Source organism: Variovorax sp. GW821-FHT09B01 (genome assembly GCF_059418345.1).
The window spans coordinates 1,513,873-1,536,562 of sequence record NZ_JBWKPQ010000001.1; the positions used below are offsets into that span (position 1 = coordinate 1,513,873).

Annotated in this window: 18 protein-coding genes; 5 read left to right on the forward strand and 13 right to left on the reverse strand. The window is 70.6% G+C overall.

Going from position 1 to position 22,690, the window contains the following annotated elements; all coding sequences use genetic code 11:
• Positions 1-23 precede the first annotated feature (23 nt).
• Genes AC07RV_RS06675 through AC07RV_RS06700 form a run of 6 tightly spaced genes read right to left on the reverse strand, consistent with a single transcriptional unit; the run spans position 24 to position 5,836 of the window.
• A complete protein-coding gene (locus AC07RV_RS06675) occupies positions 24-914 on the reverse strand; it encodes an alpha/beta fold hydrolase (RefSeq protein WP_296786762.1) in 891 nt (296 codons plus the stop codon).
• Positions 911-1,726: a shikimate dehydrogenase family protein gene (locus AC07RV_RS06680; protein ID WP_296786764.1), complete on the reverse strand. Its 816-nt coding sequence runs from the start codon at positions 1,724-1,726 to the stop codon at positions 911-913. The genes AC07RV_RS06675 and AC07RV_RS06680 overlap by 4 nt, the downstream gene beginning before the upstream one ends.
• Positions 1,719-2,537: a sugar phosphate isomerase/epimerase family protein gene (locus AC07RV_RS06685; RefSeq protein ID WP_296786767.1), complete on the reverse strand. Its 819-nt coding sequence runs from the start codon at positions 2,535-2,537 to the stop codon at positions 1,719-1,721. The genes AC07RV_RS06680 and AC07RV_RS06685 overlap by 8 nt, the downstream gene beginning before the upstream one ends.
• The gene (locus AC07RV_RS06690; protein WP_296786769.1) at positions 2,534-3,976 is read right to left on the reverse strand and encodes an FAD-dependent oxidoreductase; all 1,443 of its coding nucleotides are present in this window, start codon (positions 3,974-3,976) and stop codon (positions 2,534-2,536) included. Before AC07RV_RS06690 ends, AC07RV_RS06685 begins: the two co-directional genes overlap by 4 nt.
• A gap of 14 nt (positions 3,977-3,990) precedes the next feature.
• Complete coding sequence (locus tag AC07RV_RS06695; protein WP_296786772.1) at positions 3,991-4,818, reverse strand: alpha/beta fold hydrolase; 828 nt, start codon at positions 4,816-4,818, stop codon at positions 3,991-3,993.
• Positions 4,819-4,828: 10 nt separating this feature from the next.
• Positions 4,829-5,836, reverse strand: coding sequence for a Bug family tripartite tricarboxylate transporter substrate binding protein (locus AC07RV_RS06700; protein ID WP_296786775.1), 1,008 nt, complete (start codon positions 5,834-5,836; stop codon positions 4,829-4,831).
• A gap of 122 nt (positions 5,837-5,958) precedes the next feature.
• Here AC07RV_RS06700 and AC07RV_RS06705 point away from each other — a divergent pair, with 122 nt between their 5' ends.
• Together AC07RV_RS06705 and AC07RV_RS06710 are read left to right on the forward strand one after the other, a co-directional pair.
• Positions 5,959-6,846 carry a LysR substrate-binding domain-containing protein gene (locus AC07RV_RS06705; protein WP_057589983.1) on the forward strand — a complete coding sequence of 296 codons (888 nt, stop codon included), beginning with the start codon at positions 5,959-5,961 and terminating at the stop codon, positions 6,844-6,846.
• 152 nt (positions 6,847-6,998) lie between these two features.
• Positions 6,999-10,151: a PAS domain-containing protein gene (locus tag AC07RV_RS06710; protein ID WP_296786777.1), complete on the forward strand. Its 3,153-nt coding sequence runs from the start codon at positions 6,999-7,001 to the stop codon at positions 10,149-10,151.
• Between the two features lie 21 nt (positions 10,152-10,172).
• On the opposite strand, the gene AC07RV_RS06715 is transcribed toward AC07RV_RS06710, so the two are convergent.
• The 7 genes from AC07RV_RS06715 to AC07RV_RS06745 form a co-directional block, all read right to left on the reverse strand.
• Positions 10,173-11,810 (reverse strand): patatin-like phospholipase family protein, encoded by a 1,638-nt coding sequence (locus AC07RV_RS06715; protein ID WP_492713499.1) that lies wholly within the window; start codon positions 11,808-11,810, stop codon positions 10,173-10,175.
• A gap of 296 nt (positions 11,811-12,106) precedes the next feature.
• Complete coding sequence (locus AC07RV_RS06720; protein WP_296786783.1) at positions 12,107-13,762, reverse strand: ankyrin repeat domain-containing protein; 1,656 nt, start codon at positions 13,760-13,762, stop codon at positions 12,107-12,109.
• 148 nt (positions 13,763-13,910) lie between these two features.
• A complete protein-coding gene (locus AC07RV_RS06725) occupies positions 13,911-14,456 on the reverse strand; it encodes a nucleotidyltransferase family protein (RefSeq protein ID WP_296786786.1) in 546 nt (181 codons plus the stop codon).
• A 74-nt stretch (positions 14,457-14,530) separates the two neighbouring features.
• Entirely contained in the window at positions 14,531-16,906 is a 2,376-nt protein-coding gene (locus AC07RV_RS06730; protein WP_296786789.1) for a TonB-dependent siderophore receptor, read from the reverse strand.
• A gap of 104 nt (positions 16,907-17,010) precedes the next feature.
• On the reverse strand, positions 17,011-18,000 hold the full coding sequence (locus AC07RV_RS06735) for a FecR domain-containing protein (protein WP_296786792.1): 990 nt from the start codon (positions 17,998-18,000) through the stop codon (positions 17,011-17,013).
• Positions 17,979-18,464, reverse strand: a complete 486-nt coding sequence (locus AC07RV_RS06740; RefSeq protein WP_281078368.1) for a sigma-70 family RNA polymerase sigma factor — start codon at positions 18,462-18,464, stop codon at positions 17,979-17,981. Before AC07RV_RS06740 ends, AC07RV_RS06735 begins: the two co-directional genes overlap by 22 nt.
• 130 nt (positions 18,465-18,594) lie before the next feature.
• On the reverse strand, positions 18,595-19,494 hold the full coding sequence (locus AC07RV_RS06745) for a LysR family transcriptional regulator (RefSeq protein WP_177239412.1): 900 nt from the start codon (positions 19,492-19,494) through the stop codon (positions 18,595-18,597).
• A gap of 93 nt (positions 19,495-19,587) precedes the next feature.
• Between AC07RV_RS06745 and AC07RV_RS06750 the strand changes: the two genes are divergently transcribed.
• From AC07RV_RS06750 to AC07RV_RS06760, 3 genes are read left to right on the forward strand one after another with little or no spacing between them, the layout of a single operon-like run.
• The gene (locus AC07RV_RS06750; RefSeq protein WP_296786798.1) at positions 19,588-20,364 is read left to right on the forward strand and encodes an enoyl-CoA hydratase-related protein; all 777 of its coding nucleotides are present in this window, start codon (positions 19,588-19,590) and stop codon (positions 20,362-20,364) included.
• Between the two features lie 40 nt (positions 20,365-20,404).
• Entirely contained in the window at positions 20,405-21,376 is a 972-nt protein-coding gene (locus tag AC07RV_RS06755; RefSeq protein WP_296786801.1) for a Bug family tripartite tricarboxylate transporter substrate binding protein, read from the forward strand.
• Positions 21,373-22,563 carry a CaiB/BaiF CoA transferase family protein gene (locus tag AC07RV_RS06760; protein WP_296786804.1) on the forward strand — a complete coding sequence of 397 codons (1,191 nt, stop codon included), beginning with the start codon at positions 21,373-21,375 and terminating at the stop codon, positions 22,561-22,563. Before AC07RV_RS06755 ends, AC07RV_RS06760 begins: the two co-directional genes overlap by 4 nt.
• Positions 22,564-22,690: the final 127 nt, after the last annotated feature.

Here is a 22,690-nt window from a genome sequence, read left to right on the forward strand (position 1 = left end):
TTCGTGAATCCGGGTACGGCCATTCAGGCATGGCGCCGCAGGAACGGCAGCACGTGTGCCAGCACCTCGTCGGGCGCCTCCTCGGCCATCAGGTGGCCGCAGTCGACGGTGCCGCCCTCCACGGTGTCGGCCCAGGTCTTCCAGACTTCGGCCGGGTCGGGCCGCGCGGTGTTCGACGCGCTCCACAGCACCTGCACCGGGCAGGCCAGGCGGCGGCCGGCCGCGAGGTCCTCGTGGTCGTGCTGCAGGTCGATCGAGGCAGCGGCGCGGTAGTCCTCGAGCATCGCGTGGCGCACCGATTCTTTCGCGAAGGCGCGGTGGTACTCGGCCAGCGCCTCGGGCGTGACGGCGTCGACCTTCTGCACCATGTTGCGCAGGGTCCAGTCGAGGTAGTAGGCGGGGTCGGCGCGCAGCATGCGCTCGGGCAGGTCGAAGGGCTGCGCGAACAGGTACCAGTGGAAGGCCTTGAGCCCGAAGGCCATGCCGGCGCGCTTCCACATCTCCTCGGTGGGAATCACGGTGAGCGAGACGAAGCAGCGCACGGCCTCGGGCGTGTCGAGCGCGAGCCGGTAGCCCACGCGCGCGCCGCGGTCGTGGGCCATGACGGCGAAGCGCTCGAAGCCCAGCGCGCGCATCAGCGCGAGCTTGTCGGCGGCCAGCGTGCGCTTGCAGTGGTTGAGGTGCAGCGGATCGCCGGCGGGCCCGGCGCTGTCGCCATAGCCGCGCAGGTCGGGCGCGACCACGGTGAAATGCCGTGCGAGCACGGGCGCGACGCGGTGCCAGGCCACGTGCGTCTGCGGGTAGCCATGCAGAAGCAGCAAAGGCGGTCCGCTGCCGCCGACTTCGACGTGGATCCGCGCATCGCCGAGTTCGATGCTGCGCGCCTCGAAACCGGGGAAGAAAGGCGCGCTCATCGCAGCACCTCGGCGAAGAAGTCGGCCATGGCCTCGAGCTGCTCGTCCATCATGTGGCGGCCATGCACGATGCGCGCGCCCATGGATTCGGCGAGCGCGAGCAGCGCGGTGGTGGGCGGCTCCATGATCACGTCGGCCACCGTCTGGCCCGCGCGGATCGCCGAGGGCGCGATCGGCAGCGGGTCGTCCGCGCGCATGCCGGCGGGCGTGGCGTTGACGAGCAGGTCGCGCGGGCTCTCCCCATCCCATGCGCCGGCGTTGCAGCCCGATGCGCGCAACCGCGCGACGAGATCGGCGCGTTTCGCATCCTCGGCATCGCGAATGTCGATGGAGGCGGCACCCGCGGCGGCGAGCGCGAAGGCGATCGCATTGCCCGCGCCACCGGCGCCCGCGAGGCCGACGCTGCGGCCCCGCACCTCGAAGCCATGGCGCACCAGGCCCGCGAGAAAACCGGCGCCATCGAGCAGCTCGCCCTGCCAGCCCTGGCCATGGCGGCGCAGCACGTTCACGGCGCGCGCCTCGCGCGCCGCACGCATCAGTTCGATCGGCAGTGCCGCCACCTGCTGCTTGTGCGGCACGGTGACGACGATGCCCGCGAGGTTGCGCACTGCATGCAGGCTGTGAAGCAGCGGTGCCACGTCGTCGGCGCGCACGTGCAGCGGCACCAGCACGGCGTTGAGGCCGCGCCGCTGCAGGCACTGCGTCAGCGGCAGCGGCGCCTTCACCTGCGCGATCGGGTCGCCGATGATGCCGAGCACGGCGGTGCTGCCGTCGAGCTTGAGGCCGTTCCAGTCGAGGGGGGTGTCAGGCATGGGCGAAGCCGTTTCGTTGCAGGAAGGAGGTGGTGGCGCGATAGGCGGCCGCGGCGCGTGCATGCGGCTCCATGGTGGCCATGCGGATGGCGCTGGGCGCCTCGACCGACAGCAGCGCGTCGCTAGCCAGGGGCTCGAGCAGCGCGGCCAGCGGCAGCGCGCCCTCGCCCGGAAACAGCCGATGGGCCCGGCCTTCCTCGGAGGGCGAGAGGCCCGGGTGGCGCTGCGCGGGCGCGTCGTTGATCTGCATGAAGCCGCGGTCGATGCGCTCGGCATGCAGGTCCGACAGCTGGCAGCCGGCGCGGCAGAAGTGCAAGGCGTCGACCACGATGCGCGCATCGGACGCCGGCACCGCGGCCACCAGCCGCTGCGCATCGGCCAGGCTGCGCGCGGCGGTGTAGACCATGAACTCGATGCCGAGCGACAGCCCATGCGGCCGCGCTCGTTCGGCCAGCGCGGCGATGCCGTCGGCGGCGCGCGCGAGATCGGCGTCGTCGACATTGACCATGAGGCAGCGCGCGCCCAGCGCCTGCGCCGATTCGAGCACGCCGGCCAGGGCCGCGGCGTCGAAGTCCGGCTTGATGCGCGCGATCTCGATGTCGTGCACCGCCATGCCCAGGTCGCCCAGCCGCGCCAGCGTTTCGCGCAGCATCGCGCCGCCCACGGCCATCGGGAATGGCGCCTCGCCGAGGCGCGCGGGCAGCAAGCGGATGCCGACACCCGTGAAGCCCGCCGCATGCGCGGCCTCGACCAGCCGCGGCGGCGTCGCATCGAGCATGCCGAGATGAGCCAGTGCGAGCCGGAAGCTCATGCCGTCGCCTGCGCTTCCGCTGCCACCGGCGCGGTCTGGCGCAGCGGCACGCCCTGCGCGATCAACAGCGCCTGCAGCCGGCCTACGTCGACCTCGCGCGGCAGCACGCCCGCGTCGGCGGCGAGTGCGGCCGCGGTGCCGGCCGCCTGGCCCGTGAGCCAGCATTGCGGGATCTCGCGCATGAAACCGTGCGAGTTGGTGTCGCACGAGATGTGCTTGCCCGCGGCGAGCACGCCATCGAGCCGCTCGGGCACCAGCGCGCCGTAGGGCACCGAGATGTTCGGAAACTTCGGCGAGGGGCTGGGGCTGATGCCGATCTCGTCGGCCTCGACCGCGCCCGCGTCCCAGTCCGCGCGCCGCACGCTCTTGACGCCCGCGAGCCGCCGGCCATGCCGGGTGCCGATCTGCGGCGCCATCAGCATAGGCCAGGCCTGCTCGAAGCCCGGCGCATGCGCGCGGTAGAAGGCCAGGTGCTCGGCCATGCTGCGGCGCGACTCCCATTCGACCTGCGTCATCTCGTCGACGTCGAGCGCGCTGAAGCCCGACTTGCGCGGACCGAGGAAGGTGGCGACGTCGTCGCGCCAGGAGACGATGGGCTTCTCGAAGCTGCCCAGCGTCTCGCGCCCCTGTGCCAGCAGCGCCGAGTAGGCCTGCGGCTGGTGCGCGCGGAAGTCGAGCCAGCGCCGCATGTCGACGCCCGCGAACAGCCACGAGGTGTTGATGCAATGGTGGATGTCGTGCGCGTCGATGTCGGACGAGAAGGCCGCGCCCGCGGCGGCGTAGAGGTCGCCCTCGCCCGTGGTGTCGACCACCACGCGCGCGAGGATGGCGCGCCGGCCCTGCTTGCTCTCGAACACGGCGCCGGTCACGCGCCCGGCCTCGACGATCGGCGCGACCATCCAGCCATGCAGGATCAGGTCGACGCCGGCCTCGCGCACCATCTGGTGGTACACGCCCTTGAGCATCTCGGGGTCGATGGTCGGCGAATGGGTGACCACGCCATGGAAGGCCGCGGTGCGCAGCGACCAGTGCTCGGCCTTGGCCGCGTCGCGCGAACCCCAGTCCTCGCGCGGCGGGCCCGCGACGGCATCGCGGCCCAGGCGGTCCATGAACTCGGCCGCCAGGCCCTGGATCACGTGCCGGCCCGACCAGTCGGTCATGCGGTCGATCCAGATCACGAGGCCGCCGGTCGACAGGCCGCCCAGGTGGTTGTAGCGCTCGAGCAGCACCGTGCGCGCGCCGCTGCGCGCCGCCGCCACGGCGGCCGCCACGCCCGACGGGCCGCCGCCGAGCACCAGCACGTCGCAACGCTCGTGCACCGGCACCTGTCGCGCCGGTTCGGTGATGTGGCCGTGCGGCTGGCGCGTGCGGCGCTCGCCCTGGCGCGCATGCACGTCGGAGCGGAAAAAATGGCGTTCTTCGGGGGTCAGGGTTCCCATCGCGAGGCTTTCATTCAGGAAGAAGAAGCGGCCGAGGCCGCGAGATCGGTCAGCAGTTCGGTCAGCGCCGCGGGCGCGGTGACCATGGCGTCGTGCCCGGTGGCCAGCGTGCGCAGTTGCCAGCCGGCATCGGCGCGCACGCGTGCCTTGGTGGGTTCGAGCGTGGCGATCGGGTCGCCCGTGCACTCGATGTAGGTCTTGGGCAGGCCGTTGCCCAGCGGCGCCTTCAGCAGCAGCGGCTGCAGGTAGGTGCCCACGGGCTGCGGCGTGAGGTGGCGCGCGACCCAGGCCGCATCGGCCGGGTCCTTCACGCCGAAGGCCGCGGGCGGCAGCGCGGCGGCCGCGCCCACGCCGCCGCCCGTCTCGCGGATGGCCTTGAGGCGCTGCTCGACCACGGCCGGCGGGAAGTCCGAGAACAGGCTCTTGCCGGGCTCGAGCAGCAAGGCGTCGAGGTAGACGAGCTGGCGCAGCCGCTGCGGCACGCGGTCGGCCACGCCCGAGATCACGATGCCCGCGTAGCTGTGGCCCACCAGCACCACGCGCTCGAGCTCCTCGAACTGCAGCAGGTTGACGACGTCTTCCACATGCGTGTCGAGATTGATCTGCGGCGAGATCAGGTGGCGCCGCTCGCCGAGGCCGGTGAGCGTGGGCGTGAACACCGCATGGCCGCGTTCGCGCAGCCGCGCCGCCACGCGCGACCAGCACCAGCCGCCATGCCAGGCGCCGTGCACGAGCACGAAGGTCGAGGGCTGCGCCGCGCGCGCCGGCTGCGCGAGGGCGGCCGATGCGAGCCCGGCACCGGCGATGCCGGCCGCGCCCGAGAGGAGGTGTCGGCGTTTCATGCGCGGCCCCTCATTCGCTGCGCACGCCGGTGCGCTGGATCACGCCGCCCCACATCGCCGTGTCCCGGGCGATGGTGCGCGTCAGCGCCTCGGGCGCGGTGCCCAGCGCCTGCCAGCCCTGGTCGAACAGCCGCTGCCGCACCTCGGGCGCCTTGAGGATGCGCGCGATCTCTTCCGACAGCCGCTGCACCACCGGCGCCGGCAGGCTCGCGGGGCCGAAGATCGCGTTCCACGAGGCCACGTCGAAGGACTGGCCGGCCGCCAGCGCCGACTGCAGCGGCGGCAGGTCCGCGAAGGTCGGGAACGGCGCCGCCGTGCTGACGCCATAGAGCCGCAGCCGCCCGTTGCGTGCCTGCGGCACGGCGATCGACGGGATCATGAACGACAGGTCGATCTGCTGCCCCATCAGCGCGGTCGCCACCTGCGGGAAGCCCGGAAACGGCACGTGCACCGCCTGGATGCCGCTCAGCGTCTTGAGCAGCTCCATCGCCAGGTGCGAGCCCGAGCCCGGTCCGACCGAGCCGTAGCTGAGCCGGTCGCCGCGCGAGCGGGCATGGGCCAGCAGGCCGCGCAGGTCGGCGGCGGGCATGTCGGTGCTGCCGGCCAGCACGAAAGGGCTGCTGCCCACCAGCGAGATCGGCCGCAGGTCGCGCGCCACGTCGTAGGGCACGGCGGGGTTGAGCAGCTTGGCGGTGGTCAGCGGGCCGTTGCCGGTCAGGCCGATGGTGTGGCCATCGGTGGCCCGGGCCACCGCGGTCACGCCGATGGTGCCCGCGGCGCCGACCTTGTTCTCGACGATCACCGCCTGGCCCAGCGCCTGCGCCAGCGGATCGGCGACGGTGCGCGCCAGGGCGTCGGGCGAGGAACCCGGCGGAAAGCCGACGACCAGCCGCACGGGCTTCTGCGGCCAGGGTGCCGCAGCCCGCGCCGGCCGCACCCAGGCGGGCACGACCGAGGCCGCGAGCGCGCCCTGCAGCAGGCGCCGCCGCGGCGGCGATAAGGACGAGGGGTGATGCATGGATGCGGTCTCCTGTTCGGGCTCATGGGTCCCGTGAGGCTTCATTCTTGATCCGTGATCCAGCTCGGAACGTGATGTTTGATGATCGCTTCCATCACGTTCCGTGATTGAATCGAGGTCCCATGCCCACCCCGAACACCCCTGCCCCGCGCAGCCACACGGCCGACATCGACCTGCTGCGCGTGTTCGACACGCTGGTGCGCATCGGCAGCTTCACCACCGCGGCCAAGGCGCTGTCGCGCACGCAGTCGGCGGTCAGCATGCAGATGCGCCGGCTCGAGGAGCAGCTCGGCGTGCAGCTGGTGGAGCGCGGCAGCCGCAAGCTGGTGCCCACGGCCGAGGGCCTGCAGCTGCTGCCGCTGGCGCGCCAGATGCTGCGGCTCAACGACCAGCTGTTTCGCGACGTCGATGCGCAGGAGGTCTCGGGCAGCGTGCGCCTGGGCTCGATCGAGCACTACGCCACGCGCGTGCTGCCGGCGCTGATCGCCGAGTTCTGCCGGCTGCATCCGCGCATCCACGTCGAGCTGCAGCATGGCGTGTCGTCGCTGATGCACGCGGAGCTGGGCGCGCGCTACGACATGGTCATCGGCATCGGCCCGGTCGGCTCGGGCGAGGGACTGCCGCTGTCGAAGTCGCGCATCGTCTGGGCCGCCGCGCCGGGCTCGTCGACGCACCTGCAACGGCCGCTGCCGCTGGCGCTCAACCCCGAGGGCGCGATGCTGCGCGACTGGGCCACCCACGCGCTCGACCGCGCCGGCATCCCCTGGCGCATCGCCTACACCAGCACCACCGTTACCGGGCTCGAAGCGGCGGTGCGCGCCGGCATCGCGGTGGGCGTGTTCCGCGAGGCCACGATCTCCAAGCGGCTGCGCATCCTCGGCGCCAAGGAAGGCCTGCCCGCGCTGCCCGAGTCCGAGGCCTGGCTGGCCACGGCGCCGCTGCCGGGGCGCAAGGCGGCCGAGCTGCTCGAGGCGTTCCTGATCCACCGATTGCGCAAGTCGCAGCGCTGAACGGCGCCCCGGCGGGGCAGCCTCCCGCGCTGTCAGCGCCCGCCCTCGGCCGGGGTTGAAACCCGCTGACTTCCCGCCGGCACCGCGCCCCTCTATATTTGCCGGCATTTCCGCCCGGCGAGGCGGCGGCTCGCCCACGAAAGGCACAGGCAATGATGGACGGTTCCGGCAACACGCAGCGAACGGACGACGAAGGAGAACACACCCACCTGGCCTTCCTCGAGGGCGGCGGCGAACTGGGCCGCCTGGTACGCGACTTCCCCTGGGAGCGCACCTCGCTCGGGCCGATCGCCGCCTGGCCGCAGAGCCTGCGGACCGCGACCAGCCTGCTGCTGCGCTCGCCGGTGCCGATCGTGATGCTGTGGGGCGAGCCCGGCTTCATGATCTACAACGACGCCTACTCGGTGTTCGCGGGCGGCCGTCATCCGCAGCTGCTGGGCTCCGAGGTGCGCCAGGGCTGGCCCGAGGTGGCGGACTTCAACGACCACGTGATGAAGGTCGGCCTGGCCGGCGGCACCCTGGCCTTCAAGGACCAGGAGCTGGTGCTGCACCGCCACGGCAAACCCGAGCCGGTGTGGATGAACCTCGACTACTCCCCGGTGCTCGACGAGAGCGGCCGCCCCGCCGGCGTGCTGGCGATCGTCATCGAGACCACCGAGCGCGTGCATGCCGAGGCCGCGCTGCGCGAGAGCGAGGCGCGCGCCAGCGGCGTGCTCGAGGGCATGGCCGAGGGCTTCGTGCTGGTCGACGCCGAGTACCGCGTGCTGGCCATCAATGCCGAGGGCATGCGGCTGGAGACGCGCTCGCGCGAGGAGATCCTCGGCCGCACCCTGTGGGACGCCTGGCCGGGCACGCTCGACAGCGCCTTCGGCCGGCTCTACCGCCAGGCGATGAGCGAGCGCCGGCGTGTCGAGATCGAGCACTTCTACACCTGGCCCAGCGGCCGCAGCGCCTGGATCGAGATGCGCGCCTATCCCTCGGGCGACGGGCTCGCGATCTTCTACCGCGACATCTCGGAGCGCAAATCGGTGGAGGAGCGCGAGCGCTTCCTGCTCAAGCTCAGCGACACGGTGCGCGACCTCGCCGATCCGGTGGCCGTGACCCGCGCCGCCGCCGAACTGCTGGGCCGCCATCTCGCGGTGGGGCGCGCGGGCTATGGCGTGGTCGATGCCACGCAGAAGCACGTGACCGTGGCGCGCGACTGGAGCGCCGGTGCCATGCCCGGCCTCGCGGGCGAATCACGCGTGCTCGACGGCTTCGGCCCCGAGGTGGTGGCCGAGCTCAAGGCCGGCCGCACGCTGGTCATCGCGGACTTCCGCGCCGATGCGCGCGCGGGCGGCGCGTATGCCGACACCTGGGAGAGCATCGGCACGCGCGCGCTGGTCGTGGTGCCGCTGCTGCGCGCGGGCGCGTTGCGGGCCGTCTTCTACCTGCACCAGGCCGCGCCCAGGACGTGGACACCGCACGAGATCGAGCTGGCCGAGCTGACCGCCGAGCGCACCTGGGACGCTGCCGAGCGCGCACGCATCGAGGCGCGGCTGCGCGACAGCCGCGACCGGCTCGCGATGGAGACGCAGACGCTGGAGATCATCAACGGCACCGGCGCGCAGATCGCCGCCGAGCTCGACCTGCAGAAGCTGGTGCAGCACGTGGTCGATGCCGGCGTGGAACTCACGGGCGCGAGCTTTGGCGCCTTCTTCTACAACGTGCTCGACGATGCCGGCGAGCGCTACATGCTCTATTCGCTCTCGGGCGCCGACCGCGCCGCCTTCGAGAACTTCGGCATGCCGCGCGCCACCGCGGTCTTCGCGCCCACCTTCCGCGGCGAGGGCGTGATCCGCTCGGACGACATCCTCGCGGATCCGCGCTATGCGCAGAACCCGCCGCACAAGGGCATGCCCAAGGGCCACCTGCCGGTGCGCAGCTACCTCGCCGTGCCCGTGGTCTCGCGCTCGGGCGAGGTCATCGGCGGGCTGTTCTTCGGCCATGTGCAGACCGGCATGTTCAGCGAGCGCTCGGAACGCGTGATGGTCGGCCTGGCCGCGCAGGCCGCGATCGCGATCGACAACGCGCGGCTGTTCGATGCCGTGCAGCATGCCAACACGCAGCTCGAGGAGCGCGTGAAGGCGCGCACCGCCGAGCTCGAGCTCGCGCACGAGCGGCTGCACCAGTCGCAGAAGATGGAGGCCGTGGGCCAGCTCACCGGCGGCATCGCGCACGACTTCAACAACATGCTGGCCGTGGTCATGGGCTCGCTCGAGCTGCTCAAGCGCCGCATGGGCGACAGCGATCCGCGCGCCCAGCGCTACACCGAATCGGCCATGGACGGCGCGCGCCGCGCCGCCGTGCTGACCCAGCGGCTGCTCGCCTTCTCGCGCCAGCAGCCGCTGCGGCCCGAGGCCATCGACGCCAACAAGCTGGTGGCCGGCATGTCCGACCTGCTGCGCCGCGCGCTCGGCGCCGAGGTGCAGCTCGAGACCGTGCTGGCCGGCGGCCTGTGGCGCGCGCACGCCGACCCGAACCAGCTCGAGAACGTCATCCTCAACCTCGCGGTGAATGCGCGCGACGCCATGCCCGAGGGCGGCCGCCTCACCATCGAGACCCAGAACGCCCACCTCGACGGCCACTACGCCAGCACCCACCTGGGCGTGCCCTCGGGGCAGTACGTGATGATCGCCGTGACCGACACCGGCATGGGCATGAGCGAGGAGGTCATCGCCAAGGCCTTCGATCCCTTCTTCACCACCAAGGGCGTCGGCAAAGGCACCGGCCTCGGCCTGAGCCAGGTCTACGGCTTCGTCAAGCAGACCGGCGGCCACGTGAAGATCTATTCGGAGGTGGGCCACGGCACCACCGTCAAGGTCTACCTGCCGCGCTTCGCCGGCGCCGGCGAGGACGGCCCCGACGCCGAGCGCGCCGACGAGGTGCCGCTCGGCGAGATGCAGGAGGTGGTGCTGGTGGTGGAGGACGAGCCGGCCGTGCGCCAGTTCAGCGTCGACGCGCTGACCGAGCTCGGCTACCGCGTGCTCGAGGCCGACGGCGCCGCCGCCGCCCTGCGCCAGCTCGAGGCCCATCCCGAGATCGCGCTGCTGTTCACCGACGTCGTCATGCCCGAGGTCAACGGCGCCAAGCTCGCCGAGGAAGTGCGGCGCCGCTGGCCCGCGGTGAAGATCCTGTTCACCACCGGCTACACGCGCAACGCGGTGGTGCACAACGGGGTGCTCGACGCGGGCGTGGAGCTGATCGGGAAGCCGTTCACGCTGGAGGCGTTGGCGGTGAAGGTGAGGGAGGTGCTGGAGGGGTGAACCCACCGCCCTCCGCTTGCGTCAGCGCTTTGCCGACAGCTCCTCATCGCCCGGTGGCAGGAAGCAGAACGCCATGGGCGTGTCGTGCTCGTAGTTCAGCGGCACCCCATAGCAGTCCTCGGTGTGATCGATCTCGACGCCGATGCACAGGGGCACGTACGAGTCCGGATTCACGCTCGGAACATCGACGGGCGCGGCCTTGTTCTGGATGAAGAAGTAGCCGAGCTGCTCGGTCGACACCAGGCTCCAGAGCTGACTGTCCCGCAGGGCGTCCTGGCGCGCCTGCATGATCAGCTTCGGAGCGACGCCGGTATCGCCGCCCGACAAGGTCATGACGAAGCCGGTTCCCATCGCCGTCTCCAGGTACCACCAACCTTTCTCGGTGGAGGGCACGAACTTCCAGAGCTGGTTCTTCACGCTCGGGTCCGTCATGGGTTTGCGGCTGTAGGCGATGACCTGCGCCCCGGACGCACTCGATGCGTCCTTGACGTCGAGCACGCGGACGATGTTGCCCTTGTGGCGAATGAAGAACTCCGTCTTCAGCGGATCGATGTGGCTGGCCTTCTGCGGCGCCGTCTTCGCGGGTGCCGAGGAAGATCCGCCCGTGGCGGGGCCCGAGGCCACCACGTCCCGCTTCCAGTAGGCATCGATCAGCGCCAGCGCGCCCGTGATGTCCACGCTGTTCCCGTGGCGCTCCAGCAGCGAGAGCGCCTGCTCATTGGTCGAGTTTTCGGGGATGAAGCACGGCAGCCTCGGATTGAGGTTCACGTAGCGGTCGCCCAGCAGCATCTTGGCGATGTTCGGCATGAGTTCCGTCGAAGTCCCGTTGAGACTCATGTCGAGCACCGGCGACGAGCCCTTCTGGTTCATGAGGAACGGCGTGATGTTGTCGAAGGGGTTGTCGTCGCCATTCATCCACTGCGTGGCGCCCCAGTCGTGGGTATCGCTTTGCAGCCAGTAGGGCATGTAGCCCGTTCCGATCGTGATCGCGGCGATCTGGTCGAGGGAATAGCCGTTGCGGACCGCGAGGGCGATCGCGGCAACCGTGGGGTCGTGATTGAAGAAGGCGCCATCGACATTGCCGTTCATCGAGCCGAGTTGTCCCGGCATGGCGCCGCTGGAAGTCGCCGCATGCGCGATCGGCGTCTCGGCATTTCCCTCGAGGCCATCCGCCTTGTCCCGCTCCGTGCCGAGCATGTTGGTGAACATCATCGGCTTCCAGGGAGTGGGCATCATCTTGCCGTCGTTCTGGTCCGGTTCGACGCCGCCGACGTTGAACGAGACGAGCAGCACGTCGTGCCGCGCATCGGCGATCGGTGTCGTTCCATGGAGCTTCTCCTGGCTGACCAGTACCTCGTCGATCGGGTAGGCGGGCTTTCTCGGATCGGGATTCATGGCGTTGTAGAACCCCACCTCGTGTTTGAACAGATCGATCAGGTTCTCGGGCTGCTTGCCCGCCAGCAATTCGCTGCTGATGATCGCCCCCGTCGAGCAGCCCGCGAACATCTTCGTCAGGTCCAGCAACGCCGGATTGGCGTCGCACAAGCGCTGCAGGATGGTGGCCGACAGCAGGCCACGGATACCGCCGCCGACGAACGAGATGATGGTGTAGAAGCCAGTTTTAGTCGACATCGCGAATCTCCTTTGAGTTGACCCCAATTGGGGAATCGCAGTGTCGATTTCCGATATCGGATTTGCACCTTACTTTTTCTTGCAATCGCCTTTCGAATACCGCCGAATCGAGCTTCCAATGAGAACGAAGGTATAGCTACGGATTCCGGTGAAATTGCGTGCAATGCCCTCTCCAATTCATGCGAGAAGCCTATTTCTCCGTAATTCCGGATGTAAGAAATTTCTAATAGCCGCCACCCATCGAAGCCGTCTCGTTCCCGATCCTTTTCACCGGTCGGGTGGCTGCGCGCGAAGCGGTCCGGCCGCTCGCGCGCAGCGAATGGTCAGGCCGACGAGGGCGCTGCGCCAAGCAGAAACTCCGTCACCTCCTCCGAGAACGCCTTGCGCTGCCCATCGATCAGCACGGTATCGGCACTCGCCGGATCGGGCTGCGCGGTCGGCATGCCGTGCGCAACCAGCGCCTCGGCGCAGCCGAGCCAGTCGCCGTCTTCGGTGGGCTGGTTGTACGAGGCCCATGACAGCGAGCCGATGGCGTTGTCGCCATAGCCGTGCTTCTCGGTCCAGCTCGCGCCGTGTTCGAGCAGGAAGCGCGCGAGCGCGGCGTCGCCGCGGAACACGGCCTGGTTGAGGGCCGAGGCATCCCAGTCGCCGCCGCGCGCGGCGATCGGCCAGCCGCAACGCACCATGGTGCGCACCGCATCGCCGCAGCCTTCCTGCGCCGCGAGTTCGGACAGCAGGCGAAGCTGCGACGCGGACAGCGTGTCGACGAGGCCGGGGTTCGCGGCCTGCAGTGCGCGGGCCGCCGGCTCGTCGGCGCGCGCGCAGGCCGCGATGAAGGCCTCCTGCGGCGAGCCCTGCGCGTCGACGCCGATGCCTGCCAGCAGGCGCGCGACCTCGACCAGCCCGAAGCGCAGCGCCAGCGTGCGCGCATCGATGCCTTCGCGCGTGCGCACCGACGCATCGGCCCCCGCGGCCAGCAGGGCTTCGATGTGGGCCGGCGAACGGCGGCGGCGGATCGCCCAGAGCAGCGGCGTGCCCCACTCGTGGGTCGGCGCGCTGCCGGCGCCCTCGTTGGCATCGCCGCCATGGGCGAGCAGCAGCTTCAGCGCCTCGACATCGTCGAGGTCGAGCACGCGGTAGAGCGCGTTGGTGCCGGTCACGCGCGCACCCGCCGCGAGCAGCAGCGCGGTGCAGGCGCGGTTCTCGAGCGAGTGGTAGAGCGACTCGTTGTCATTGGGATCGGCGCCGGCATCGAGCAGCAGCCGCGTGGTCTCGGGATCGCGCTGCTGGCCGGCCGCGCCGTACAGCGCGCTCAGCCGCTCGTCTTCGTTCGGTGTGGCCAGCGACGCGGGCGGCCAGCGGTTGCCGATGGACTGGTCGGCCTGCGCACCGGCCGCGAGCAGCAGGCGCACGCAGGCGCGCATGCGCTCGCGGTACGCCGGCAATTGCAGGAAGGCCGAGTGCGTGACGGCCACCAGCGGCGGCAGCTTCAGTGGTCCGCCCGCGCGATGCACCCATGAGGGATCGCGCGCGATCGCGGCGCGCAGCGCGGCCTCGTCGCCGATGGCGCAGGCGAGCCAGGGATCGTCGCCCAGCAGCTGCGGCGTTTCGGCGAGCAGCCGCTCGGCCACCGCGGGCCGCGCGCGGTGGGTGCCGCCGGCCACGTCGCCCGCATAGACCAGGCCGAGCCAATGCCGCAGCGCCTTCGCGGGATCGGCCACGGCCGCCTGGCGCGCGAGCACGAAGCCTTGCAGGTCGGGCCAGGAGACGAAGCCGTATTCGCGCGCGATGCACGACTGCGCGTCGTGCAATCGCAGGTCCATCGCGGCGATGGCCGCGTCGCTCCTTGCGGCCGCGGCCGGCAGGTGCGCGCGAAACTGCGCGATGGCCGCCGCGTCGCCCTGGCGGTAGGACGACAGCAGCGTCTTGGCTTGCTTCTTGAGATGGCCCAGGTCGGGCCGAGGGGGGATGCGCTTCACAGGAACCTCCGTGCATCGACGCCGAAGACCCGCAAATTCGGCTGCACAAAGGACTGCTGGTTGCTCAGCGTGCGAAGGCAAGTGGGTTCAACCCTTCCCGCGGGCCCGGGCGCGGCTTGCAACCGCGGGCCGGATGTTAGCGCATCGCTCAGGCTTCGATGCGCAGCCACGGCCAGCGCGCGCGGTACGAGGCCGCCTTGCGCTCGAACAGTTCGCGGTGCGGCACCAGCGGATTCATCGTGAGCACGCCCTCGTACAGCAGTTCCAGCCCGTTCGGCGCATAGAGCTCGCCGGGCCGCACGCCGACGCAGGTGGCGGGCACGAGGAAGCGGTCGATGCCATCGCGCGCGCTGTGCAGCGCCTCGTAGCGCTCGCCGAAGTGCGACTCGTACCAGAGATGCACGCGCGCCTGGTTCGCCACCTCGACCTCGATGCCGAGGTCGCCGAGCAGCGCATCGGCGCGCGCCTGCACGCGCGCCTCGCCGGCCTGGCTCAGGTCCTCGGCGTCGAAGTAGAACAGGTCGTAGTCCTTGATCCGCGACGCCGGCGCGTCGCCCGAGCGCAGGTTCCAGACGGTCTGGAACAGGCAGCCCGCGACCAGCCAGCCGTCGGGCAAGGCCAACGCATCCCAGCGCTCGAGGATGGCGCGGTTGTTCGGGTTGCGGCGGATGTCGTCGAGGAAGCGGTCGTGCATGGAAACGGGGAATCGGCTGCGATCGGAAGCCCGGCATTCTGCGCCGTCCCCGCGCCCCGGATCCGCGCGCGACCTCAGTAGCTCGCGCGCAAGGTCAGCCGCACATTGCGCGGATCGCCATACACGCTGTAGAAGCGCGAAGGCAGCCGCGCGTAGTAGACGCGATCGAACAGGTTGTGCACGTCGAGCGTCAGCGACAGGTTCCTGTTGAAGCGGTAGCCGACCTGCGCATCGGCCACGGCATAGCCGCCCTGCACGGCCGCGCCGCGGTCGGTCTTGCTGACGGCGCGCACGCCCAGACCCACATGCAGGCCCGCGACCGAAGGCTGCTGGAACTCGTAGCGCGTCCAGAGCTTGACGGTGTGCCTGGGCTCCTCGCTCGAGAAGGGCTTGCCGGCATTGCTCGGGTCGTCGGCGTAGCGCGTGTCGAGCCGGGTGTAGCCCGCGTAGAGGTCCCAGCCGCGCGCGAGGCTGCCCGAGACCTCGGCCTCCCAGCCCTGGCTGCGGACCTTGCCCTCGGCGACGAAGAAGCCGGGGTTGTCGGGATCGGTGACGGCGCGGTTGCGGTCCTCGATGCGGAAGGCGGCCAGCGAGGCGTTGAGCCGGCCGTCCATGAAGCTGCCCTTGGTGCCGATCTCGAACTGCCGGCCCACGCGCGGCAGCAAGGCGGCGTTGCCGACCGCGAGCTGGGTCTGCGGAATGAAGATGTCGCTGTAGCTGCCGTAGACCGAGATGTCGGGCCGCAGCTCGTAGACCAGGCCGCCATAGGGCGAGAACTTGTGATTCACGCCGCCGGCGTCGCTCTTCCATGCGCCGGGCGTGGGCAGCAGCGTCTGGCTCTCGCTGCGGTAGTGGCTCACGCGGCCGCCGAGCACCAGCGTGAGCGGATCGGCGAGCCGCAGCCGCGTCTGGCCGTAGAGGCCGCTCTGCTCGCTGCGCGTGTTGCTGCCGAAGCGGAACGGGATCGGGCGGTCGGGAACGTAGAGGTTGTAGATGTCGACCTGCGGGATGCCGACCGAGCCCGAGAGCGAGGTCTCGTCGCGCTTCGAGTGGTTGGCGCCAATCAGCAGGTCGTGCTTACGGCCCCACAGCCTGAACCTGCCCGCGAGGTTCAGGTCCAGGCCCTGCCAGGTGGTCTCGCCGCTCTGCGCCTGCAGCGTGTAGGCCGCGCGGTTGTCGAGGCGCACCAGGCCGTTGATGTAGCCGTAGCGCGAGTCGCCGTCGATGCTGCGCCGGATGTAGGCGGCCTTCGCGACCCAGTCGTCGTCGAAGCGGTGCACGAACTCGGCATAGACCTCCTTGGCGGTGCCGGAGCTGCCGCTCCAGTCGGTGCCGAAGAAGGTCTTGCGCGGCGCGTTGAGGAAGCTGCCGTTGGTGTAGGTGCCCGGGCCGTAGTCGATGCCGCGGTCGTGCTGCGGCTGCACGCTGCCCGACAGGCTCAGCGTCGAGCGCGGCCCGAGGTCGGCCTCGACGATCGCATAGCCCAGCGTGTGGCGGCTCGTGCCCTGGGTGCGGAAGCTGTCGCCGCCCTCGGAGGACAGCAGCGCGCGGCCGCGCACCGTGCCGGCTTCGTTGAGCGGGCGGCTGATGTCGATCTCGCCGCGGTGCTGGTTCCACGAGCCGGCCGACAGCAGGCCCGAGATCGCGGGCTCGGCCAGCGGCCGCTTGCGCACCAGGTTCACGGTGCCGGCCGGCGTGCCCGATCCCTGCAGCACGCCGGCGGGACCGCGGAACACCTCGACGCGGTCGTACATCGAGAGGTCGAACTGGCGCAGGTACTGGATGCCGTTGTTGAACGGCAGGCCGTCGTACTGCACCTCGGAGGCATAGCCGCGCGACTGGAAATAGGCGGTGCCGTCGCCGTAGGGAATGGCGGTGACGCCGACGGTCTGGCGCAGTGCGTCCTCGACCGTGGTCATGTTCTGGTCGTCCATCTGCTGGCGCGTGATGACCGAGACCGAGTTCGGCACGTCCTTCCACGGCGTGGGCGTCTTGCCGGCCACGGTCACGGCGCGGGCCGCATAGGAGCCGCTGCCTTCGGTGAGCGCGCTGCGCTCGCCGCGCGCGGTCACCACCACGGGGGCCAGGCCGCCGTCGCCCGATGCCGCGGCGCCATCGGCCACCGCCTTGCGCAGGCGGTAGTTGCCGGGCGCGACCGGCACCGCCTCGAGGCCGCTGCCGGCCAGCAAACGCCGCAGGCCCTGCTCGATGCCCTGGCCGCCTTCGAGGCCGGGCGAGCGCAGGCCCTCGGTCAGCGCGGGATCGAAGGACAGCGTGATGCCGTTCGCGCTCGCGAAGCCGTAGAGCGCCTGGCTCAATGGCCCGGGCGCGATCGCCTGGCTGGCGGGCGCGTCGGCGGCCTGGGCGATGGCGGGCGGCAGCGCGGCGGCGAGCGCCGCGGCGAAGGCGATGGCGGTGAAGCGATGGCGCGAAGCGAAGGAGGAAGGCATGGCGGGTCCGGTCGGCAAGTCGGTGAAAAGGTGTTGCTTTCTGACTTGTCGAACGAGCGCCGAAAAAGGGACACGCAGCACCGCGATGCGCGCGCCGGCCGCTCTTACTCCGGTGCGCGCGCCCCGACCGTGACCCAGTAGCGCGTGCGCGTACGGACCTGCACCGGCAACGTCTGCGCCAGGGTGGCGAGCACCTGGTCGGTGTCGGCGACCTGGAACACGCCCGAGATGCGCAGGTTCGCGACCTCGGGCGCGCAGTGCAGCACGCCGGGGCGGTAGCGCGAGAGCTCGGCGAGGAAATCCTCGAGCCGCTGCCGGTCGGCCACCAGCGCGCCCTGCGACCAGGCATCGGCGCCGGCCGCGATGGCGCGCGGCGCGCCGGCGGCGTCGCGCGTGAAGTCGACCTCCTGGCCGGCGCGCACGACGACGCGGGTCGCGTCGGTTGCGCGCGGTGCGATCTCGACCGCGTGCTCGAGCACCGCGACGCGCGTGCGCTCGTCGCCGCCACGCACCGTGAAGCGCGTGCCGAGCGCGCGCACCCGGCCCTGCGCGGTCTGCACGAAGAACGGCCGCTCGGGCAGGCCGGCGGCATGGCCGGTCTCGACCAGGATCCGGCCCGCGCGCAGCAGCACCAGCCGCTCGCGCTCGTCGAACACCACGTCGGCCGCGCTGCCGGTGTCGAGCAGCAGCCGGGTGCCGTCGGCCAGCACGAAGCCGCGCCGCTCGCCGACGGCCGTGCGGTACTCGGCCGCGAGCTCGACGCCCCAGGTGCGCCAGGCCAGCCAGGCGGCCGGCGCGCCGGTGGCCAGCAGCACCGTGGAGCGCAGCAGCACGCGGCGGCGCAGGCGGCGCGCGCTCTCGAGCGTGGGCACGCCGAGCCCCGTCGGCACGCGGCCGAAGGTGCGCGCCAGTTCGTCGGCGGCCTGCCAGGCGCGCTCGTGCTCGGGCGCCTGCGCGCGCCAGGCATGCAGGGCGCGGTGCCCGGCCTCGTCCATCTCGCCGGCATGCAGCTTCACGAGCCAGTCCGCGGCCTGCAGCACCACCGGGTCGTCGCCGCGCGGGCGCGTGGGGTTCAAAGCATCGAGGCGATGCATTGAGCGAAGCCCGTGCGCATGTCGCGCTTGACGGTGCGCACCGACACCTCGAGCCGCTGCGCGATCTCCTCGTAGCCCAGGCCCTCGAGCTGCGACAGCAGGAACACGGTGCGCGTGCGCGCGGGCAGCGCGTCGAGCATGGCATCGATGCGGTGCAGCGCCTCGATCACGAGCAGGCGGTCCTCGGGCGAGGGCGCGAGCGGCTCGGGCATGGCGGCCAGTTGCTCGACATAGGCCTGCTCGAGCGCGCGGCGGCGGAAGTGATCGACCAGCAGCCCGTGCGCGACGGTGCGCAGGTAGGCGCGCGGCTCGTGCAGCTGCTGCGCCTTCGACGGCGCGGCGACCAGCGTGAGGAAGGTGTCATGCGCCAGGTCGGCCGCATGGTGGATGTCGCCGAGCTTCCTGCGCAGCAGGGCCTGGAGCCAGCCGTGGTGGTCGGCATAGAAGGCTTCGACGGCTTGCATTGGCGTGGCGCGCGGACCCATGGCGAGACTGTCTACACAAGAGAGGACGCTGGGCCCTACGATGCAAATGAGAACTATTATTATAAACAGACGCTCGGCGCCGTCGGCATCGAAGCGCGCGAGCGCCCGCTCACTTCAGCAACGGAAAGCTCTGCGGCAACACCGCGAGCCAATGCCGCGCGGCCACCGACAGCCGCGTGGTGCGGCGGCGGATCAGCGAGATCCGGTGGCGGAAGCTCGCGAGGTCGGAGATCGCGATCCGCCGCATGCCCCACTGCTGCGCGATGTCGGCGGCATAGCCCGGCACGATCAGGAAACCGGCGCCCTGCCGCGCGAAGCCCAGGGCCGCCGTGAGCGAACCGACCTCGATGTGGTTCTCGAAGCGCAGCGGCGTGCGCGCGAAGATCTGGTCGAGCGTGCGGCGGATGCTGTAGGAATCGCGCAGCGAGATGTAGTTGTAGGGCAGCAGCTCCGCGGCCCGGATGGAACGCCGGCGCGCGAGCGGATGCGCGTCGTCGACGATGGCATACATCGCGTCCTCGATCGCCACGGTGGCCTCGAGGCCGCTGATCTCGGAATCCGTGGCGCAGAAGCCGATGTCCACCACGCCCGAACGCACGCGGTCCAGCGTCTCGTCGGTCGAGCATTCGTGGATCTCGAAGTCGATGCCGGGATAGCGCTGGCGGTAGCTCGCGATCGGCCCCGCCAGCAGGCCGTAGTGCATCAGCGGCGAAGCGGCCACGCTGACCTTGCCGCGCTCCAGCGTGATCAGCTCGGTGATGCTGCGCTTGGCGGTCGCCATGGTGGCCGTCACGTCCTGGGCGAACTCGAAGAACTCGCGCGCCGCATCGTTGGGCACCACGGTGCGCGTGGTGCGCTCGAACAGGGTCATGCCGAGCTGGTTCTCGAGCTCGGCGACCATCTTGCTCGCCGCGGACTGCGAGATGTGCAGGCCGTTCGCCGCCACGGTGAAGCTGCCGGCCTCGTAGACGGCGAGGAAGACCTGCAACTGGCGAAAGGAGATATTCATTCCATCTTCTACTGAATGCAGTAGAAAAATTCCATTGTGGCATGGGACTTCGCCGCGCAAGATGCGCCGGCTCACACAGACCAGAGACATCCCATGCATCCCTCCGACACCTGTCCCCAATGCCATGTCGCCCGCACCGCCGAAGGCGTCGTCACGGTCCGTTTCGACAACGGCCGGCTGAACCTGCTGACCGGGGACGCCGCCCACATCTACGCCGACACGCTGCAGGAACTGGCCGCCGACGAGACCACGAAGCTGCTCGTGATCCGCGGCGGCGACAGCGCCTTCCTCGGCGGCGCCGACATCAAGTTCCTGAAGGACGCCTCCAGGCGCGACATCGATGCCTACATCCGCAGCGTGTGGCGGCTGTGCGAGACCATCCGCGACGTCCCCTTCGCCACGATGTCGGTGATCTCGGGCTACTGCCTGGGCGCCGGCATGGAGGTGGCCGCCGTCTGCGACATCAAGCTGGCCGCGCACGACGCCAGGTTCGGCATGCCCGAGGTCAAGCTCGGCGTGCCCTCGGTGATCCACGGCGCGATGCTGCCCGGCATGATCGGCGCCACGCGCACGCGCGACCTGCTGCTCAGCGGCCGCATCATCCCGGCCGCGCTGGCGCTCGACTGGGGCCTGATCACCGACGTCGCGGGCGACGACGGCCTCGATGCCGCCCTCGCGCACTGGCAGGCCGAGATCGAGGCCAACGGCCCGCTCGCGATGCGCATCCAGAAGAAGCTGATCCGCGACTGGGAGCGCATGCCGCTGCAGGAAGCCATCAACGTCGGCATCGCCGGCCTCGTGAGCGCCTACGACAGCGACGAGCCCAAGCGCTACATGGAAGCCTTCCTCGCGAACCGGAAACGCCGCTGAGACGGCACCGGCGAGCCCACGAGACATCCAAGGAGACACCATGAAGTTCAAGCCCCTGCGCCGCGCCCTGTGCGCCCTGTTCGCGCTGCCCTTCGCCCTCGGCGCCGCGCATGCCGACGACTATCCCTCGCAACCGCTCACGCTGGTGGTGCCCTTCGCGGCCGGCGGCATGACCGACATCCTGGCCCGGCAATTCGCGAAGACGGTGCAGGAGAGGCTGCGGCAGACCGCCATCGTCGACAACAAGCCCGGTGCCGGCGGCGTGATCGGCGCGACCCGGGTCGCGCGCGCCAGGCCCGACGGCTACACGCTGCTGATCACCACCACGGCGCACGTGGTGAACCCCTCGATCACCAAGAACCTGCCCTACGACACCGAGAAGGACTTCGCGCCCATCGCCATGCTGGCGCGCACGCCCAACGTGCTGCTGGTGAACCCGTCGCTGCCGGTGGCGACGGTGCCCGAGCTGCTGGACTACGCGCGCAAGAACAAGGGCGTCACCTATGGCTCCTCGGGCACGGGCGGCACCACGCACCTGTCGGGCGAGCTGCTCGCGAGCCGCACCGGCGCGCCGCTGATCCACGTGCCCTACAAGGGCACGGCGCTCGCGGTCAACGACCTGCTCGGCGGCCAGATCCAGGCTTCCTTCGTCGACGGCCTGAGCGCGCTGAAGTACGTGAAGGCCGGCAGCCTGCGCGCCATCGGCGTCTCGACGCGCGAACGCAATCCCACGCTGGCCGAGGTGCCGACCATCGCCGAGCAGGGCGTGCCCGGCTACGAGACCGAGATCTGGATCGGGCTCTACGCGCCCGCGGGCACGCCGCCGGCCATCCTCGAGAAGCTCAATGCGCTGGCGCTGCAATCGATGGGCGAGCCCGGCTTCCGCAAGACGCTCGACGAGCAGGCGACCACGCCGGGCACCATGGACGTGGCCGCGACGCGGCGCTACGTGGCGAGCGAGATCCGCAAGTGGGGCGACATCGTCAAGAAGGCCGGCATCGAGGCCCAATGACGACCGCCGCGACGCGCAACGCCGGACTGCCGCTGTCCGGCATCCGGATCCTCGACCTCACCAGCGTGATCATGGGTCCGTTCGCGACCCAGATGCTGGCGGAGTACGGCGCCGACGTGGTCAAGCTCGAGCCGCCCGAGGGCGACATCATGCGCGAGATGGGCCCGCACCTCGAACCGGGCATGGGGCCGGTCTACCTGAACCTCAACCGCGGCAAGCGCAGCGTCTGCCTGGACCTCAAGCAGCCCGAATCGCGCGAGGTGATCGCGCGTGCCGCGCAGGCCAGCGACGTGTTCGTCACCAACATGCGCAAGAAGGCGCTGGCCAAACTGGGACTGGACTGGGACACCCTGCGCCGCCACAACCCGCGGCTGATCTACGTCTTCCTGGCCGGCTTCGCCGAGCACGGCCCCGACGCGGGCAAGCCGGCCTACGACGACCTGATCCAGGGCATGGTCGGACTGCCGGGCCTGGTGGCCCGCGCGGCGGACGGACGCCCGCGCTACCTGCCACTCAACATCGCGGACAAGACGGTGGGCCTGTACGTGGTGCAGACGGTGCTCGCCGCGCTGCTGCAGCAGCGCCGGGCCGAGCAAGGCCAGTACATCGAGGTGCCGATGTACGAGACCATGGCCTCCTTCATGCTCGGCGACCACCTGGGCGCCGCCACCTTCGCGGCCAACGATGCCGCGCAGGCCGGCAACCCGCGCCTGCTGTCGGCCTACCGCCGGCCCTACCGGACGGTCGACGGCTGGATCTGCACCATCGTCTACACCGACCGCCACTGGGAGTCGTTCATGCGCCTCGTGGGCGACGGCGAACTCTGGGACCGCGATGCGCGCTTTCGCAGCATGGCGAACCGCACGAAGCACATCGATGCCGTGTATGCCTATGTCGAGAGCCGGCTCGCCACGCGCGGCACTGCAACCTGGCTGCAATTGCTGGCGGACGCGGACATTCCCGTGGCCGCCTGCCCCGAAATCGGCGAACTGATCGATTCGCTGGAGAGCGCCGAGCGCGGCGTCGTGCATCGTTACCAGGATGCCGAAGGCCGCTGGTACCGGGGCCTGTCGCCGACCGTGCAATGGACGCGCACCCCGCTGGCCGCCGGCGCGATGGCGCCGCGCCTGGGCGAGCACACCGACGAGGTGTTGCGCGAGTGGATGGGCGTGGCGGCTCCGCTTTGATGCCGCCCTCTCCTTGAATTGGCGCGCGTCATCGCGCCAATTTACTGCGTCAATTCATTGCGCCATTGCAGCATGGTTGCGCGCAATTCACCGATCCGAATTGGCAACGCAGCTTCGCGAATGCCAA

What these genes read in the sequence shown, in the direction of transcription:
- AC07RV_RS06690 (WP_296786769.1), bottom strand. Translation starts at nt 3,976, where the DNA reads ATGGGAACCCTGACCCCCGAAGAACGCCATTTTTTCCGCTCCGACGTG.
- AC07RV_RS06680 (WP_296786764.1), bottom strand. Translation starts at nt 1,726, where the DNA reads ATGCCTGACACCCCCCTCGACTGGAACGGCCTCAAGCTCGACGGCAGC.
- AC07RV_RS06700 (WP_296786775.1), bottom strand. Translation starts at nt 5,836, where the DNA reads ATGCATCACCCCTCGTCCTTATCGCCGCCGCGGCGGCGCCTGCTGCAG.
- AC07RV_RS06750 (WP_296786798.1), top strand. Translation starts at nt 19,588, where the DNA reads ATGCATCCCTCCGACACCTGTCCCCAATGCCATGTCGCCCGCACCGCC.
- AC07RV_RS06735 (WP_296786792.1), bottom strand. Translation starts at nt 18,000, where the DNA reads ATGCATCGCCTCGATGCTTTGAACCCCACGCGCCCGCGCGGCGACGAC.
- AC07RV_RS06760 (WP_296786804.1), top strand. Translation starts at nt 21,373, where the DNA reads ATGACGACCGCCGCGACGCGCAACGCCGGACTGCCGCTGTCCGGCATC.
- AC07RV_RS06740 (WP_281078368.1), bottom strand. Translation starts at nt 18,464, where the DNA reads ATGCAAGCCGTCGAAGCCTTCTATGCCGACCACCACGGCTGGCTCCAG.
- AC07RV_RS06675 (WP_296786762.1), bottom strand. Translation starts at nt 914, where the DNA reads ATGAGCGCGCCTTTCTTCCCCGGTTTCGAGGCGCGCAGCATCGAACTC.
- AC07RV_RS06710 (WP_296786777.1), top strand. Translation starts at nt 6,999, where the DNA reads ATGATGGACGGTTCCGGCAACACGCAGCGAACGGACGACGAAGGAGAA.
- AC07RV_RS06695 (WP_296786772.1), bottom strand. Translation starts at nt 4,818, where the DNA reads ATGAAACGCCGACACCTCCTCTCGGGCGCGGCCGGCATCGCCGGTGCC.
- AC07RV_RS06730 (WP_296786789.1), bottom strand. Translation starts at nt 16,906, where the DNA reads ATGCCTTCCTCCTTCGCTTCGCGCCATCGCTTCACCGCCATCGCCTTC.
- AC07RV_RS06705 (WP_057589983.1), top strand. Translation starts at nt 5,959, where the DNA reads ATGCCCACCCCGAACACCCCTGCCCCGCGCAGCCACACGGCCGACATC.
- AC07RV_RS06725 (WP_296786786.1), bottom strand. Translation starts at nt 14,456, where the DNA reads ATGCACGACCGCTTCCTCGACGACATCCGCCGCAACCCGAACAACCGC.
- AC07RV_RS06755 (WP_296786801.1), top strand. Translation starts at nt 20,405, where the DNA reads ATGAAGTTCAAGCCCCTGCGCCGCGCCCTGTGCGCCCTGTTCGCGCTG.
- AC07RV_RS06745 (WP_177239412.1), bottom strand. Translation starts at nt 19,494, where the DNA reads ATGAATATCTCCTTTCGCCAGTTGCAGGTCTTCCTCGCCGTCTACGAG.
- AC07RV_RS06685 (WP_296786767.1), bottom strand. Translation starts at nt 2,537, where the DNA reads ATGAGCTTCCGGCTCGCACTGGCTCATCTCGGCATGCTCGATGCGACG.